Origin of the sequence: Ruegeria sp. ANG10, assembly GCF_040705255.1 — a bacterium.
Lineage (GTDB): Bacteria > Pseudomonadota > Alphaproteobacteria > Rhodobacterales > Rhodobacteraceae > Ruegeria.
Window position 1 is genome coordinate 197110 of sequence record NZ_JBFCVU010000004.1, and the last position, 17019, is coordinate 214128.

The 17019-nt window shown below is 57.9% G+C and carries 17 protein-coding genes; 2 read left to right on the top strand and 15 right to left on the bottom strand.

Going from position 1 to position 17019, the window contains the following annotated elements; translation table 11 throughout:
* Positions 1–157 precede the first annotated feature (157 nt).
* Complete coding sequence (locus tag AB1A64_RS10860; protein ID WP_366551423.1) at positions 158–2047, top strand: acyl-CoA synthetase; 1890 nt, start codon at positions 158–160, stop codon at positions 2045–2047.
* 12 nt (positions 2048–2059) lie between these two features.
* Positions 2060–2983, top strand: a complete 924-nt coding sequence (locus tag AB1A64_RS10865; protein WP_366551424.1) for an alpha/beta hydrolase — start codon at positions 2060–2062, stop codon at positions 2981–2983.
* On the opposite strand, the gene AB1A64_RS10870 is transcribed toward AB1A64_RS10865, so the two are convergent.
* The 15 genes from AB1A64_RS10870 to AB1A64_RS10940 all read right to left on the bottom strand — a co-directional run bounded on the left by AB1A64_RS10870 (position 2984) and on the right by AB1A64_RS10940 (position 16989).
* Positions 2984–3820 carry an alkaline phosphatase family protein gene (locus tag AB1A64_RS10870; RefSeq protein WP_366551425.1) on the bottom strand — a complete coding sequence of 279 codons (837 nt, stop codon included), beginning with the start codon at positions 3818–3820 and terminating at the stop codon, positions 2984–2986.
* Positions 3821–3970: 150 nt separating this feature from the next.
* Entirely contained in the window at positions 3971–5608 is a 1638-nt protein-coding gene (locus AB1A64_RS10875; RefSeq protein ID WP_366551426.1) for an ABC transporter ATP-binding protein, read from the bottom strand.
* Positions 5605–6420 (bottom strand): ABC transporter permease, encoded by an 816-nt coding sequence (locus tag AB1A64_RS10880; protein ID WP_366551427.1) that lies wholly within the window; start codon positions 6418–6420, stop codon positions 5605–5607. The genes AB1A64_RS10875 and AB1A64_RS10880 overlap by 4 nt, the downstream gene beginning before the upstream one ends.
* A complete protein-coding gene (locus tag AB1A64_RS10885) occupies positions 6417–7373 on the bottom strand; it encodes an ABC transporter permease (protein WP_058280125.1) in 957 nt (318 codons plus the stop codon). The genes AB1A64_RS10880 and AB1A64_RS10885 overlap by 4 nt, the downstream gene beginning before the upstream one ends.
* Positions 7374–7388: 15 nt before the next feature.
* Complete coding sequence (locus AB1A64_RS10890; RefSeq protein ID WP_366551428.1) at positions 7389–8975, bottom strand: ABC transporter substrate-binding protein; 1587 nt, start codon at positions 8973–8975, stop codon at positions 7389–7391.
* Positions 8972–9214, bottom strand: coding sequence for a hypothetical protein (locus AB1A64_RS10895; RefSeq protein WP_366551429.1), 243 nt, complete (start codon positions 9212–9214; stop codon positions 8972–8974). The genes AB1A64_RS10890 and AB1A64_RS10895 overlap by 4 nt, the downstream gene beginning before the upstream one ends.
* A gap of 20 nt (positions 9215–9234) precedes the next feature.
* Entirely contained in the window at positions 9235–9636 is a 402-nt protein-coding gene (locus AB1A64_RS10900; RefSeq protein WP_366551430.1) for a hypothetical protein, read from the bottom strand.
* 51 nt (positions 9637–9687) lie between these two features.
* Entirely contained in the window at positions 9688–10791 is a 1104-nt protein-coding gene (locus tag AB1A64_RS10905; protein ID WP_366551431.1) for a DUF4147 domain-containing protein, read from the bottom strand.
* Entirely contained in the window at positions 10791–11228 is a 438-nt protein-coding gene (gene dtd, locus AB1A64_RS10910; RefSeq protein ID WP_366551432.1) for a D-aminoacyl-tRNA deacylase, read from the bottom strand. Before dtd ends, AB1A64_RS10905 begins: the two co-directional genes overlap by 1 nt.
* 25 nt (positions 11229–11253) lie before the next feature.
* Entirely contained in the window at positions 11254–11922 is a 669-nt protein-coding gene (locus AB1A64_RS10915; protein WP_366551433.1) for a nitroreductase, read from the bottom strand.
* A gap of 103 nt (positions 11923–12025) precedes the next feature.
* On the bottom strand, positions 12026–13114 hold the full coding sequence (locus AB1A64_RS10920; RefSeq protein WP_366551434.1) for a TFIIB-type zinc finger domain-containing protein: 1089 nt from the start codon (positions 13112–13114) through the stop codon (positions 12026–12028).
* On the bottom strand, positions 13111–13653 hold the full coding sequence (locus tag AB1A64_RS10925; protein ID WP_366551435.1) for a hypothetical protein: 543 nt from the start codon (positions 13651–13653) through the stop codon (positions 13111–13113). Before AB1A64_RS10925 ends, AB1A64_RS10920 begins: the two co-directional genes overlap by 4 nt.
* 4 nt (positions 13654–13657) lie before the next feature.
* The gene (locus AB1A64_RS10930) at positions 13658–14806 is read right to left on the bottom strand and encodes an SPFH domain-containing protein (protein WP_366551436.1); all 1149 of its coding nucleotides are present in this window, start codon (positions 14804–14806) and stop codon (positions 13658–13660) included.
* Between the two features lie 22 nt (positions 14807–14828).
* Positions 14829–15839, bottom strand: coding sequence for a DUF2927 domain-containing protein (locus tag AB1A64_RS10935; protein WP_366551437.1), 1011 nt, complete (start codon positions 15837–15839; stop codon positions 14829–14831).
* Positions 15799–16989 (bottom strand): toxic anion resistance protein, encoded by a 1191-nt coding sequence (locus tag AB1A64_RS10940; RefSeq protein ID WP_366551438.1) that lies wholly within the window; start codon positions 16987–16989, stop codon positions 15799–15801. Before AB1A64_RS10940 ends, AB1A64_RS10935 begins: the two co-directional genes overlap by 41 nt.
* Between the last annotated feature and the right edge of the window lie 30 nt (positions 16990–17019).

Genomic DNA, 17019 nt, shown 5'->3' on the forward strand with positions numbered 1-17019 from the left:
AGTGACGCCGGGGCAGGGCAGTTCGCTCCGCAGCGTAATTCTACCTCTTTCCGGGCTTCACAGCTAAGCCCTTTCTTGATCATGCACGGTTTTGCTTCCATCTTGGCGGTGGATACAAAACCCGTGCGGGACACGGGAGAGATAAGGGAGGAGTCACATGGCCTTTGTGGGTTTGGAAGACAAGGCAAGGATGGAGCAGGAAATGCCGTGGGAGGACCGCGATGTTCCGGTCACCTTCCACCAGTTGCTGTCACGCACGGCAAGCAAGTTCCCCAACAGCAATGCAATCAGCTTTCAGCTTTTGTCCGGGCCGACCGACAAGGCCGAAACCCTGACCTGGTCTGAACTGCTGGGTAAGGTTAATCAGGCTGCCAACCTGTTCCGCTCGCTGGGGATCGGCGAAAAGGATGTGGTGGCCTATGTGCTGCCCAACAGTAACGAGACCCTGATCACCATGATGGGTGGCGCTGTTGCAGGGATCGTGAACCCGATCAACCCGTTGCTGGAGCCCGAACAGATTGCCGCGATCCTGCGCGAAACCGGTGCCAAGGTCGTGGTCACGCTGAAATCCTTCCCTAAGGCCGATGTGGCCCAAAAGGTCGAAGAGGCCGTGCGCCACGCGCCCAACGTCAAAACTATTCTTGAGATCGACCTCAACCGCTATTTGACGCCGCCGAAATCCTGGCTGGTGCCGTTCCTGCGACCCAAGATGGGCGACAAGGAACATCTTGCGCATGCTGATTATAAGAATTTCAATCAAGAGCTAGCCAAACAGCCCACGACGCTGACCTTTGAGGACAGTAAAGAAGACCGCGTGGCCTGCTATTTCCACACCGGCGGAACCACCGGTATGCCCAAGGTGGCGCAGCATAAATACTCGGGCCTGATCTATAATGGCTGGCTTGGAAACACGCTGTTGTTCTCGGACGAAGACGTGATCATGTGCCCGTTGCCGATGTTCCACGTTTTCGCTGTGCATGTGATTGTTATGGCCGCAGTGTCCTCGGGCGCGCATGTGGTCTTCCCAACCCCTGCCGGGTATCGGGGCGATGGAGTGTTCGACAATTTCTGGAAGCTGATCGAACGCTGGAAGGTCAGTTTCATCATCACTGTCCCCACCGCGATTGCCGCCAAGATGCAACGCCCGGTGGATGCCGATATCTCAAGCGTGAAAACCGCGTTTTCGGGCTCGGCCCCGTTGCCGGTCGAACTGTTCCGCCGGTTCGAAGAAGCGACGGGTGTGACCATCGTCGAAGGTTATGGCCTGACCGAAGCGACCTGTCTGGTGTCGTGCAACCCGGTGGATGGCGAAAAGAAAATCGGATCGATCGGGATTCCATTCCCCTATACGGATGTGAAAATCCTGCAGGACGGGCCGGACGGCCCCAAGGAATGCGGCGCGGATGAGATCGGCGAGATCTGTATCTCAAACCCTGGTGTCTATGCGGGCAACACCTATACCGAGGCGGACAAGAATGTTGATCTGTACCATTTCGACAAGTACCTGCGCACAGGTGATCTGGGTCGGTTTGACGAGGATGGCTATCTGTGGATCACCGGCCGCGCCAAGGACCTGATCATTCGTGGCGGCCACAATATCGACCCGGCCGAAATCGAAGAGGCTTTGCTGGGCCACGACGCCGTCGCCTTTGCCGGCGCTATTGGTCAGCCCGACGCGCACTCGGGCGAGGTGCCCTGCGCCTTTGTCGAACTGGTCGACGGGGCCAGTGTGACCGAGAACGAATTGATGGAATACTGCGGCGTGCATGTCCACGAACGTGCGGCAAGACCCAAGCATATGACCATTCTGGACGAGTTGCCGAAAACCGCCGTGGGTAAGGTCTTTAAACCCGAACTGCGCAAGCAGGCGATCACTCGCATCTATAACGGCGCGTTGGAAGAGGCCGGGCTGGATGCGCGCGTCGTATCCGTGATTGACGACAAAAAGCGCGGGCTTGTCGCGCAGCTTGACGCGAACGGCTGCTCGGACGACGATGTCGGTAAGGTGCTGGGATCGTTCACCCGGCCATGGGAATGGGCTGCCTGACCGGGAGGGACAATGGATTATGAACGTCTGATCGATGAAGAAACATGGGCGTTCATAAGACGAACGGCTGAAAGCTATCCTGATGACACGGTTGACCTTTCGATCGAAGATCAGCGCCGCGTCTACAACAAGATGTGTCAGGACTTTCGCCAACCCCGGCCTGCAGGTCTGGATGTGCAGGACAGGTCCGCCAATGGCGTGCCTGTCCGGGTTTATACCGCTGGTGAGCCCACAAGAACCGTCGTCTATTTTCATGGCGGCGGTTTTGTCGTCGGTGGGCTGGACAGTCATGACGATGTCTGTGCCGAACTGTGCGTTCAGACGGGGTATCGGGTTGTGGCCGTGGATTACCGACTGTGCCCCGAACATGTACATCCGGCGCAGTTTCAGGACAGTTGGACTGCCACGAACTGGGTGGCGCAGGAATTCGGCGACCCGTTGATTCTGGCCGGTGACAGCGCGGGCGGCAATCTGGCCGCCGCCGTGGCGCAGCATGCACGGGGACAGCTTGAAGGGGTGCTGGGGCAGGTCCTCATCTATCCCGGTCTGGGCGGAGAGACATCAGCAGGGTCATACGTTGAACATGCTCAGGCACCGCTTTTGACGCTGGAAGAAATCCGGTTCTACGAGAAAGTGCGCTGTGGCGGACCCGCACCCAAGAACGACCCCACGTTTGCGCCGCTGCAAGATGGCGATTTCTCGGATCTGCCGCCTACTGTGGTGGTCACCGCGGATTGCGACCCACTGCGCGACGACGGCCCGGCTTATTGCAACAAGATCGCCGAAGCGGGCGGGCGCGCGCATTGGGTGAATGAGCCCGGCCTCGTGCATGGGTATCTGCGGGCGCGCACCTCGGTAAAACGCGCCGCAGACAGTTTTGAGCGGATATCTGTCGCCATCGAGGCGTTGGGCCAGAAGATCTGGCCCTACGACTGATTACTTCAGGAACGGCTTGGCTTTCATCGTCTCGGCGATCGGTGCGCCCATGCGGTTCAGGATCGTGGGTGCCAGTTGCAGCTGGTCGATCACGGTATCAGCCTCGGGGCCTTTGGCATCGCCGAAATAATACAGTGCTGTATCCTGTTGCAACGGCCCGCGCCCGCCGTGATGGCCGCGTTCGTCCTGACCGTGGTCGGCGGTCACGATGACCTCATACCCCAGTTGCCGCCAGCGCGGGATGAAAGGAGCCAGCATTTCGTCCATGACGAAACAGGCGTGGTCCATTTCCTCGCAGTCGTGATGAAACCGGTGACCCATACTGTCCAGCGTGCAAGTGTGCAGGACGCCGTAATCCAGCCCAAAGCGCAGGCACAGATTGGTCAGCGTGCCAAACAGATCAACGTCCGACGGCGTCATCTGATTTACTTTGCTGTAACCGGTCATCGAGTGGAACCGGCCATGGTTGATCGTATTGCTCTCGGGCTCGTCATATTCGACGTCGCGGACATAGTCGAATGGGTGACGGTTGAAGAACTGCGACCAAAAGCTGTGGGTCACCGCCCCGGTCACGCCGCCCACTTCGCGGACCTGGCTGAAGACATCCTTGTGGCTTAGGCGGAAGACGTTGCCGTTGCCGGTGCAGCCATGTTCCTGCGGTGTGACGCCGGTGTGGATTGAGGCATAGCAACTGGCCGAGATCGATGGCAGCACGGCGCGATGCTTCCAAACCTGCGCCTCGCCACTGTCGACCCAGCCTTCCAGATTGCCGAACAGGCGGCGAAAATTGCGCCATGGAACACCGTCCAGAATGATGAGGAGGAGTTTTCGGTCCATTCCCTGACCCTTTCTTAAAGTCCTTCAGGCGACCCTAGGGGATTCGTTGCCTTGGGGCTGCCTGTTCCCGCCCCCAATAGCAAAATCCCGACACCTGTCATCAGACAAAGCGCCGGGATTTTCAGTTTATTCAACCTGTCGTGGTCCGGGTCAGTTCCCCGCGCTCTCCATCTTGCGATGGGCGACAACTTCTTCCAGCCAGCCCAGATGCATCTCGGGCACCGAGCTGAGCAGCAGGTCGGTATAGTCGTCGAACGGCGGGCTGAGCACCTGCGATTTCGGGCCATAACGAACCACGCGGCCCTGATACATCACCGCGATGCTGTCGCTGATCGCACGAACCGTCGCCAGATCGTGGGTGATGAACAGATAGGCCACGTCCTCGATCTTTTGCAGGTCGAGCAAAAGCTTGAGGATGCCATCCGCCACCAGCGGGTCGAGCGCTGATGTGACCTCATCACAGATGATCATCTTGGGCTTGGCCGCCAGCGACCGCGCGATACAGACACGCTGTTTCTGACCACCAGACAGCTCGGCCGGATAGCGATCCATGAACTTTTCGCCCAGTTCGATCTCATCCAGCAGTTCGATGATCCGCTTGCGTTTTTCCGCGCCGCGCATGTTGAAGTAGAACTCCAGCGGGCGCCCGATAATCGTACCGACGGTCTGGCGTGGGTTCATCGCCACGTCGGCCATCTGATAGATCATCTGCAACTCGCGCAGGTCCTCGCGGGTGCGGCCCTTCAGGTCGCCACTGAGCTTGCGCCCGGCAAAGGTGATCTCACCATCGCGCGGCGGCAGCAGGCCGGTAATAACCCGCGCCAGCGTTGATTTGCCCGAACCGGATTCGCCCACAACTGCCAGCGTCTGCCCCGGGTGGAGTTCGACATTGACATTGTGCAGCACGTCGAAATTCAAACCCTTGTAGCGTGCGGTGATGCCGTCGACGCTTAGCACCGCTTCGGGTGTGGGCTTTTTCTCTTCGTGCTCGATCGAGCGGACCGAGACCAGAGCCTTGGTATACTCTTCCTGAGGGTTGTTGATGATCTGGTCGGTATTGCCATACTCGACCGTATTGCCCATCCGCAGCACCATGATGTCGTCGCTGACCTGCGCCACAACCGCAAGGTCGTGGGTGATGTAAAGCGCGGCAACGCCAGTGTCTGCAATGGCCTCCTTGATCGCCATCAGAACGTCGATCTGAGTTGTCACGTCCAGCGCCGTGGTGGGTTCATCGAACACCACCAGATCAGGCTCGGGGCAGAGCGCCAGCGCGGTCATGCAACGCTGCAGCTGACCACCTGAAACCTGGTGCGGATAGCGCTCGCCAATATTATCAGGATCGGGCAGGCCCAGCTTGGCGAACAGTTCCCGGGCACGACCTTCGGCCTCTTTACGGCTGAACTTTTTCTGTTCCACCGCAGCCTCGACCACCTGATCCATGATCTTTTTGGCAGGGTTGAAGGACGCCGCGGCGGACTGGGACACATACGTGACCTCACCCCCGCGCAGCTTGCGGATATCGCCATGCGATGTCTTGAGGATATCGCGCCCGTTGACCCAAACCTCACCACCGGTGATTTCCACGCCGCCGCGGCCATAGGCCATTGAGGCCAGTCCAATGGTCGATTTACCAGCGCCGGATTCACCGATCAGCCCCAGCACCTTGCCGGGCGCGAGGTCAAAGCTGACCCCGTGCACGATTTCGATGTCATGGGGTTTTTCACCCGGCGGATAAACGGTCGCGCCAATTTTGAGGTCGCGGACCTTGAGAAGGGCTTCTGTCATCCCCGGCCTCCTTTCAGCGATGTGGTACGGTTCAGGACCCAGTCAGCCACGAGGTTGACCGAGATCGCCAGCGTTGCGATGGCGACAGCAGGGTAAAGCGCCGCGCCGATGCCATAGACGATGCCGTCCTTGTTTTCTTTCACGATGCCGCCCCAGTCCGCCAGCGGCGGCTGCACGCCCAGACCCAGGAACGACAGGGTCGAGACAAACAGAACCATGAAGATGAACCGCAGACCCAATTCTGCAACCAGTGGCGACAGAGCGTTGGGCAGGATCTCACGGAAGATGACCCAGGCTTGACCTTCACCACGCAGGCGCGCGGCTTCGACATAATCCATCACCGCGATATCCACGGCGACGGCGCGGGCCAGACGATAGACGCGTGTTGAGTCTAGTAGGCCCATGACGAGGATCAAAACAGGTATGGTCACCGGCACCATGGCCAGAACCACCAGCGCAAAGATCAGTGTCGGGATCGACATGATCAGATCCACCATGCGCGACATGACCTGATCAGCCCAGCCACCCAGCACCGCGGCCAGAAAACCAAGGATCGAGCCGGTCACGAAGCTAAGGATCGTGGCCACCGTGGCGATAAAGATCGTCGTGCGCCCGCCATAGATCATCCGGCTGAGAAGGTCACGGCCGATGTTGTCAGTACCCAGCCAGAATTGTGAGCTGGACGGCTCCCATACGTCGCCCACGACCTCGGCCATACCGTAAGGGGCCAGCAGAGGGGCAAGGAGGGCGATGATGAAGTACAGGGCTGTGAAGGCCAGCCCGATCATTGCAGAAATAGGGATGTTCTTCATTTCGGATGCCTCAGCCTTGGGTTGGCCAGAATGGCAACAATGTCTGCAATCATGTTCAGCCCGATATAGATCGCGGCAAAGATGACGCCGCAGGCCAGAACCACCGGAACGTCACGCTTGGTCACGTGGTCCACAAGGTACTGCCCCATGCCGGGATAGACGAACACCACCTCAACCACGACGACGCCGACAACCAGATAGGCCAGGTTCAGCATCACCACGTTGACGATGGGCGCGACGGCGTTCGGAAACGCGTGGCGGTAGATAACTTGAAAATTGCTCAGACCCTTCAGCTCTGCGGTTTCGACGTAAGCAGACTGCATCACGTTCAGGATCGCGGCGCGGGTCATGCGCATCATATGCGCCAGAACAACCAACGTCAGAACGATAACGGGCAGAGCGATCGAATTCAGCTTTTGCCAAAAGGACATGCTGTCGTTGATCATCGCCAGGGGCGAGAACAACCCTAGCTTAACGGCCACGAAATAGACCAGCACATAACCGATCAGAAACTCGGGGATCGAGATGGTTGTAAGGGTAACCGCCGAAATCAGCTTGTCCGGCCAACGGTTACGATAACGCACGGCCAACAGGCCCAAAAAGATAGCTAGCGGTACGGAAACAACAGCGGCCCAGAAGGCCAGAAACAGCGTGTTGCCCAGACGACTGCCGATCGACTCGGCGATATCCAGTTTATTGGTCAGGGATTGTCCAAGATCACCTTGAACAATGCCGCCCAGCCATTCGAAATAACGGGTCAGGGCGGGGCGGTTGAGGCCCATTTCCTCGCGCAGGTTTGCCAGCGCCTCGGGGGTTGCAGCTTGGCCTAGGACCGCTTGCGCAGCGTCCCCAGGAAGGGCTTCGGTGAGGCCGAATATCAGAGCCGATGCACCGAAGAGAAGCAGGAATCCCAGCGCAAGGCGCTGGGAAACCAGTTTAATGATAGGATGCATTATCCGTGGGCCCTATCAGGAGAACCACATCTTGCGGGACATGTTGCCATTCATCATCTCTTGGGTCGGATCGTTTTCCCAACCTTCCAGCTGATTAGTGACGCCTTCGACAAAGTCATTGAACATTGGGCAGATCAGGCCGCCTTGGTCACGGACCATCATGCCCATCTTGCTGTATATGTCCTTGCGCTTGTCGTTGTCCAACTCGGCGCGGGCTGCAAACAACATCTCGTCGAATTCTGGAACCTTGAAACGGGTATCGTTCCAATCAGCACTAGACAGATAAGCGGTTGAGTACATCTGATCCTGCACTGGACGGCCACCCCAATACGAGGCGCAGAAGGGCTGCACGTTCCAGACTTCGGACCAGTAGCCATCGTTGGGCTCGCGCTTGATTTCCAGCGGGATACCTGCCTGTGCAGCGGTTTGCTGGAACAGCGCCGCAGCATCCACGGCACCTGGGAAGGCGCCATCTGCAACGCGCAAGATGATCGGCGAACCGTCATGGCCCGACTTCTTGTAATGCTCAGCCGCTTTCTCAAGGCTGAACTCGCGCTGAGGAATTGATCCATCAAACAGCGGGTATGCTGCATTAACAGGCATATCGTTGCCAACTGTGCCATACCCGCGCAGAACCTTGTCGACCAAGTCCTGACGGTCAATGGCGTGTTTCAGTGCCAGACGCAGTTCGTTGTTGTCGAACGGCGCGGTGTCGCAATGCATGATGAACACATAGTGCCCGCGTCCCGCCGTCGAATGTACGGTCAGATTCGGTGCGCGACCCAGCAAGTCAGCAACCTTCGGCTCAACGCGGTTGATCGCGTGAACCTGCCCACCCTGCAGAGCAGCCGTTCTGGCCGTCGCATCGTTGATGACAATTACTTCAACGCTGTCGAAATTTCCGAAGTCAGGGTTCCAGTGGTTTTCAAACTTCGTGTACAGGTGACGTACACCGGGCTCATCCACTTCTACCTTGTATGGTCCAGTGCCGATGCCTGCACCTGGATTTTCCATGCCGCCGTCTGGCTGAATGATCAGGTGGTAGTCTGCCATCAAGTAAGGCAAGTCGGCGTTAGGCTCGGTCAGTGTGACCTGGAAGTTGTCGCCATCGGCCTTCATCGACTCGATGCCTTTCATGATGCCCAGAGCACCAGACTTCGAATCTTCGTTTGAGTGGCGCTCCATGGTCTTCAGCACGTCTTCACTGGTCATGGTCTTGCCGTTGTGGAATTCGACGCCCTGACGCAGTTTGAAGGTCCAGACTTTGGCATCCGCGCTGCCTTCTACGCTTTCTGCCAGACGAGGTTCGATCGAGCCGTCGGGTGCAACCTCTACCAGCTGGTCACCAAATTGCTTGCCGTTCTGGAATGGCACCGAGCTTGCATAGGTTGCTGGGTCAAGCGAGTTGGTCGATTCACCGCCCTGAAGACCGAACTTCAGATCACCGCCTTTTATCGGGCCTGCCGCACGCGCGGCATCTGCAAAAATGGTGCTTGCCATCGCTGCGGTGACACCCAAAGCCGCTGCCTTCCCCATGAATTCGCGGCGGGTCAGCTTGCCCGCTGTGACCTGCTTGGTCATGTGAGTGAGTTGTTCGTTCATTCAAAGATCTCCCAGTTGATTGGATTGTTCGTCCTTTGCGGACTTTTTATTGACGCATGAGTCAAAGTAGGCTCATTTCGGTCAGCCGAGCAAGGGTAAATGTCTGCCCCATTCCGGCGTATGATTTTTATTTGATCGCGTGAAACGGCATCCTCCACCTGCTTTGTTAATAGCAAGCATTCGCCTTCAAAGGCATTCATTTCTGCTACGAGGTGGAATGTCGGTTCTTCTTCCTGCATTTCGCAAGGCATTCCTGTTCTCAAATCGATACCAATCCGACTGATTTCCTGCCTGCGGCGGCATTATTCATGGCCTTGATTGCGCCGAACCTTTCCCAGACCGCACTGCGCCACCAATTGTTGTCCAGCGCTTGGCGGGTGTAAACTTTTCTTATCAGGTCTTCGCTGCTGTCATTGCCGCGCAATTCCAAACGAATGCGACCACAGCCGTGTTCCGCGAGCCACGAAGGGGCCAGCGCACCCCATATCGAGACGTCGTCGCGTTTCTCAAAAAGCAGAATGCCAAAAATGGCGGGGGCGGAGGTTTTCAGTGCATCCGAGGGGCGAGACACGCGGGCCGACCGGCGACAATCATCGCGCATACTAATGCCAACGTTGGAAAGGTCTTGCATGTTGCGTAGCGCGTTTGAGGGCGGCGTCATTCAAATATTGTCCGGGTGTTTTATAACCCGGGCAGTCCGAAAACCGTCAAATCATGTGCGGATCGCGACAAGCAAGTCCATCACGTTTGTTCCGGTTGGACCCGTCACCAGCAAGGCGCCTACGCGATCCAAATAGCTGCCGCTGTCTGCCTGTTGTAACGCCAACTCGGCGCCGTCGCCCCAAGTGGTGCCGTCGACGACAGCTCCGGCAGCTTGCGTCGGCCCGTCTGTGCCGTCGGTGCCGCCGACTAACACCGTGATTCCGTCGTACCCCGCAATCTCGTGCGCGAGTGCCAGTGCCAGCGCCTGATTGCGCCCGCCGCGCCCCGGATTGTCGGGTAGTACGACGGTTGGTTCACCGCCGAAGATCAGTACCCCTTTGGGCATGGTGCGGATGCGTTCGCCCAGCGTTTTGGCGACTCTCAGGAAATCATCGTGCAGGCATTCTTCGTTGGCGTGTACCGGAATGCCGTCGTCTTTTGCCAATTCAGCAGCGGCTGCGCGGGCATGGGCGTTTGAGGCCACGATCTGAGTCGTCACCGCAAAATTAACTGTACCCGGCAGCGCTCCGATGCCCGACCCGACAACATTCAGATCATCGCCCGGTACATCCGAAATCGCCAAAACGGTCGCCCTGTTACCCTGGAAATGAGACAGCAACCCGCCTCCCTTGATCCGCGACAGCTTGCGCCGTTCCGCATTCATCGTGGTGATGTCCAGCCCTTCGGACAGCAGCTTTTTGTTCAGCCGTTCCAGATCATCCAGTGTCTTACCCGGCAGCAAATCCTCGGCCAGCGAGGACGCCCCGCCCGAAACCAGCAACAACAGATGCGAGCCCGGCTTCATTGCCTCAACCGCTTCGCGCAAGGCCTGACCTCCCTGAAGACTGCGCGCGTCCGGAACGGGGTGCGAAGCCTCGATCACTGTGACATAATCCGGCAGATCGCGGCCGTGGTCGTCCTTGGTGACAACCAATGTTGGGCGCGGGCCGAAATGCTCAAGGGCCGCACGGGCCATGGCTGCGGCGGGTTTGCCGACGGCTAGTATCTGATCGGGCTCAGGGATATCCTGCAAAACCTTGGTGGTCGCTGCGTGGCCGCCTACGGCGTCGACCCCGGCCTGCCAGATGCGAATTGCCTGTTCTTTCCTGTCCATCAGCTTTCCATCCAAATCGTGACGGGCCCGTCATTGACCAGTTCCACGGCCATATCAGCACCGAATTGTCCGGTCTCTACCGGCACGCCAAGCGCCTGCAATCGCTGGGCAAAGACCTCATACAGGTGTTTGCCGACATCCGGTGCGGCGGCCTCGGAAAACCCCGGCCTGTTGCCGCGAGATGTATCGGCGGCCAGCGTGAACTGGCTGATCACCAGCGCGGACCCTTCGATATCTTTCACGGACCGGTTCATTTTACCGGCGTCATCCTTGAAGATACGCAGCTTGGAGACCTTGGTGGCAAGTTGATCTGCCTTGGCTTCATCATCGCCCTGCATGGCACAGACCAATATCATCAACCCCGGTCCGGTCTGACCGATTACCTGACCGTCAACCGAGACATTGGCCCGTGAAACTCGTTGTAGGACTGCGCGCAAAATCGTTCTCCGCTTGGTGTGGTTGTTATCCGACCCAGTTTACGATCTCACTCAGGTCGGCGCGGTCGGTGCGAAAGCCGTTGGCTGGATGATCTGTATCCGCATAGCCAAAGGAAATCGCGCATAAAATCAACCGGTCTTCCGGGATGTCGAAATATCTGCGCAGGAACGGGCTGTAGGTGGCCAGTGCGGCCTGCGGGATCGCGGCAACGCCAAGCGCTTGCGCGGCCAGCGAAAAGGCGGTGATGAACCCACCACAATCCAGCGCGCCATAGGTGCCAAGCTCGACCGGGCTTGTTACTATGGCGCAATGCGGCGCCCCGAACAGAGAGAAATTCTGCATCATTTGCCGGGCCGAAGCACAACGGTCGCCGCGCTCAACCCCGACAGCCTCATACAAAGCCCAACCACAGGTCCGGCGGCGATCTTGGTATACGCCGGAATAAGAGGTTGGAAAGGGTATGTCCGGGCAGGGTGTGCCCGTCGCAGCCTCGGCCTGCATCGCCGAGCGAAACCGGTCTGTTTCGCTGCCGCTGGTAACAATGACGTGCCAAGGTTGGGCGTTGCACCAGCTGGGCACACGCGCGGCGCTGGTTAGGATTTGTTCGATTTGATCCTTGGGCACCGGATCGGGGCGAAAGGCCCGGCAGGAATACCGCGAGGCCAGCAACCGGTTCAGATCGGATAGTGTCACTCTGGCCTCTCCCCTTAGGCGTCGACGCCGTGGAGGATGGCGTCACGCAGCGGGAAGTTCAAGCGCTAACATCGACTGATTTCTGGGCTTGCCGACAGCTCTATCATTGTTGGCCGGTTGCCATCAGATACCCGACACCCGCCGCCGCAAGCAGGCCCAGAATAACGGCAATGGTGATCTTGATGGCGGACCAAGGGCGCTCTCCCTGAACGCGGCCCGTGCGTCCGTTCACGACGAAGCGATAGGTCTGCCCACGGTATTTGTAGGCCGCCATCCAGACCGGCAGCAGGATATGCTTGAAGGTCACATTACGTACATCCGTGTCAATCGCGTGTATCCGCTGACGGTCTCCGCCAATATCAAAGCGCACGTCGCGTTCGATCACCCGCGCCATGTACGCACGGGCCTCATTATAGCCCTCTTGCAGTTCAACGGTGTAGGCCTCGGCCCGGAAACCGGCCAGGTATTCCGGTTGATAGGGTTCCAGTGCGGGCAGGTCCCAGGGCTCCAGCGCATCGGTGTAGCTTTTGGGCAAAGACTGTGATGCCAGCACCAACACATCGTCAAAGAACCGCGCGACCCGTCCGGATTTCGGAGACCACCGCACCTTGGGAACTTGCTGTTGCACACGCTTTCCGTCGCGCATGACGGTCCGGGTTTCGTAGTAAACAGTTCCCCGCTCACCGCGATAGCTGGACTTGGTGTCCGCATCAAAGGTCCAATACGGCACATAGATGCCCTGCATTTTGCGGCCTTTGCGGGCATATTCTTTCAACCCGTTGGGCGCGAACCAGAGACGACCCAGCCAATCCCCCATCGCCTTGTGCGCAGTGCGCTCGTCCAGCGCAAAGGGCAGCACACCGCGTGGTTTGATATGTCGGTTAACGCCAGTATCTGTTACCACGGGTGTCGCGCAGAACGGGCACTCAGCAGCGTGGGTGGTTGGATCGAACTCGACCTGAGCCGCGCAATTGGGGCAGGACAGAACACGCGTTTCCTCGATCTCGCTGTCCGGCAGCCGTTTCGCGATTGCAGCGTCGAAATCCAGTTCCTTGAGACTGGCACCGCCCCAAGGACCAGCGCCAATTGCCTCGGAATGCCCGCAATGGTCGCAGATCAGACTGCCATCGCCGGGGTTGAACCGGTAGTCCGAACCGCATTGCTCGCAGGGAAATCGGTGTTCTTCGCTCATTGCTTTGCCTCGATTGGCGGATCGCATTTTCCGGGGCCAATAACCAAGCGCACGATTAACGCGGCGAGGATGCAGATCAGGATGAATTGAAAGGAGTTTTGAGCAAGCCGCCACCAACCGTAATCAGTAAATAGACCGTTTACTTCGATCGTACCAATGCCGTCGCCATAGCCGGACGTGGTCTTTGCATCCTGTGACTGCCGCCAGCCCCTGTAACGGCTAAAAGCAACAGAAACGGTCACAAGGCTGAACCCGATTCCTGCGCCCCAACAGGCTGCGCGGACATAACTAATGTTGCGCCGCATCATGATGCGCATAAACGGTTTTACGAACAGCCAGCAAATGAAAAGAGAAATAGGCAGGCCAATCAATGCATACCAGAAAACAAGGGACAGCGAGTTCAGATCAAGGCCGTTTCGATATTCATGAGAAAAAACTGGCGCGCCAATAACACCCACCCATCCCAGAAATGCGGACAGCTTGACCGCACACGCGATGTCACGTTGGGAATATGGAGTTATCCGATCGGCGTCATTCACCGGGTTAGGCTCCGGGCGGTGGCGGCGGCAGGATGGTGAACAGTTGCGCCAGTTCCTGCACGTCTTCTGCTTTTTTCCAACCGTCCTGACCGGCGGTCCACACGTGGGTGTCGCGGGTGATCTCTCCGTCCGTTGCCATACGGCCCATCTTGGCTTTTGAGAACGGCCCACTGGTCTGTCCATCCACCGCAATATGCCACACATGTTCGACCGGAGGTGGAGGCGGCGGTGCGGCATGCGCAGCCGGTTGCGGCGCAGCGGGGGCGGAACTGCCCCACGGGCCGCTGGGTTGACCCGCTGCCATGTTCGACATCTGTTGCGCCATGGCCATGCCCATGCCCATGCCAAGCCCGGCGCCCATGCCGCCGCCCTGACCGGGGTTGTTGGCCGCGGCTGTCATCGCCTCGGCTGCTGAATATTGGGTGAACTTACCCAGATCGCCCGCCAACCCCATTGAAGTGCGTTTATCCAATGCCGCTTCAACAGCAGGCGGCAGAGAGATGTTTTCAATGTAGAATTCCGGCATCTCCAGACCGTAACCATCCAGCACTGGGGAAACCTCGGCTGCAATCAGCTTGCCCAGATCGGCGGTGTTTGCGGCCATGTCCAGAACTGGAATGCCTGATCCGGCGATCACTCGGCTGAATTCCTGCACGATGATGTTGCGGATCTGAAAGCTGATCTCATCCATCGTGAATTCACCGTCGGTGCCCACGATCTCGATCAGGAATTTCGCCGCATCCTTCACGCGAACTGTATAAGTGCCAAATGCTCGAATACGGGTCGGGCCGAATTCCGGATCGCGCAGCATGATCGGGTTCTTGGTGCCCCATTTCAGGTCATTGAACCGGGTTGTGTTGACGAAATAGATCTCGGACTTGAAGGGCGACTGAAAGCCGTGGTCCCAGTGCTGCAAGGTCGTCATGATCGGCATATTGTTGGTCTCAAGCATATAGAGACCTGGCGTGAACACATCCGCCAACTGCCCTTCATGCACGAACACGGCGGCCTGACCTTCGCGCACCGTCAGCTTAGCGCCGTACTTGATTTCATGGCCCTCACGCTCAAACCGCCAGACCATGGTGTCTCGGGTGTCGTCGACCCAGTGAATGACATCAATAAATTCTCCGGTCAGAAAATCGAAAATACCCATTTGGGGTCTCCTTTCCTTGGGCTCAGAGCTGCTGGCCCATCAATTCGCGTGCAATGATCCGCACCACGGGGCGGGCGTCATCCGCCGTCACCCCGGGCTGAAGTCGCGGATCGTAAAGCATGGTCAGTAGTTTTTCGTCATGGCTGGTCAGCAGCGCAAACTCATCATCGTCGTTGAAAATCGAAGGCCGCGCTGCGGGGCTGTCGTTTGGAAGGCCAAGTCCCTGCGCAATTTCCTCGTGGATGCAGCTCAAACGCAGCAGGTTGGGTAGTTCTGCACGTATGTAAGCTACGGCACGGATTACGGTATTGGTGTCCTCTTGGCCGGAAAACGTAAAGACAAAACAATAAAACGGCCTGTCCAGCGTCCTCAGCAAATTCAACCTGTCGTCAGGGATACCCGGAACAAGTGATTTCAACCTATTCTGAGCGTAGGCCACATCATCCTGACCAGCTATGAAAACAAGAAAGTTCCCGTCACCATTTACACTTCGAACGTTGTGCCCGGTCGCTTTTTGCAGCCGTTTGGCATAGTTTTGAATGGTTTGCCGATCAGCTTCACGGCTCTCCATAGAAACGCTCGGACCAAACTCAGTCCTGATGCGGATTGGGCTTTTCCAGCGATTTAACTTAATCTCGCTCGGGCCGCTGACAAATGCGGCGGATTTGCCGGAGTGTTCGTTGATGAAAGCAATTTTGCCAAAATTGCGGGCTAAATCATCAGCGTCATACGGTGTGTCAGGGCCTCCTCCGTCCGTTCGCAGCAAACCGCGGGTCAACAGATCCCGCTCGACCCGCTGATAGAACCGGGCAAGGTCCTGACTGGCAGCGGACGGGGGTACATAGGCATTGGCGGCAGGCGCCAGTGCCTCTGGGCGCGGTTGCGGAACGACCGAGGATGTCAGCGTTTCATCGCAATTGGCCAATACCAATAGCAATAGAAAGCCCATGACCGGCTTCAGATATCCCGAAAACCGCATCCTTCGCACGCTGTCAGCCCGGAACCGCCGTGCCGGCATTGTCGCCAATACCATCCTTGCGGGCCTTGGCCGCGGCCAGCGTATCGCGCAGTTCGGTCTCCATCTTCTGAAGTTCTTGCTCGGCGGCGGCACGCTTGGCTTTGCCCTCGTCGGCAATGGCCAGACTTTCATTGATGGTGCCGATCAGGTCGGCATTGGCCTGTTTGACCGCCTCGATGTCGAACACGCCGCGTTCCATTTCCTCACGGATCATCTTGTTCGATTCACGCAGGTTCGCGGCGTTCGAGGTCAGCAACTCATTGGTCAGGTCATTTGCATCGCGCACGGCCGAAGCCGCCTCGGCGCTGCGTTGGATGGTCACGGCTTGGGCCAGCTGGGTTTCCCACAGTGGTACAGTATTAACCAGCGTCGAGTTGATCTTGGTCACCAACGACTTGTCGTTTTCCTGAACCAGGCGGATCGAGGGCAGCGACTGCATTGTCACCTGCCGCGTCAGTTTCAAGTCATGCACGCGGCGTTCCAGATCATCCCGCGCGGCGCGCATGTCGCGCAGCTCCTGCGCTTTCATCACTTGTTGATCCTCAGGCGCAGCCTGAACCTCGGCCTCTTTTTCGGGGATAACCTGGCTGTCCAGTTCAGTCAGCTTTTCCTCGCCCGCCGCGATATAAAGCGCCAGCTCATCGTAGAAACCAAGGGTCTTCTCATACAGCAAATCCAGCGACTTGATATCTTTCAATAACGTGTGTTCATGACCCAGCAAGTCGTCAGTGATCCTGTCGATCTGGCTCTGAACTTCTTCGTATTGTGCGGTAAACTTGGCGAAGGGCGCGGCTTTACCGATCAGCTTTTCCCACCAGCTGCGTTCACGGCGCACATCCAGTTCACTGACCGAAAAGCCCCGGATCGAGGTGACGATATCGCGCAGGCTGTCACCAGCAGGGCCCACATCCTTATTGCGCACATCTGCCAGCATGGCTTGGCTGATTTCCTGCAATTCCGCCTGCGCGGACGAACCGAAAGACACGATCGAGTTCGTGTTGCTCATGTCCAGCTCATCCATGCGTTTGCGGATTTCAGCGCCGACAGGGTCGTCTGCGTCTTCCAGCGAGATGACCTCGGCCGTGGGTTCAGGCAACGCAACGGCGGTCACTTCCTGTACCAGCGTTTCTGCTTCGACCGCTTTGTTCTTGATCTCATCGGACATGGGGTAATCCTTTCTCAAAAAATGGGCCGG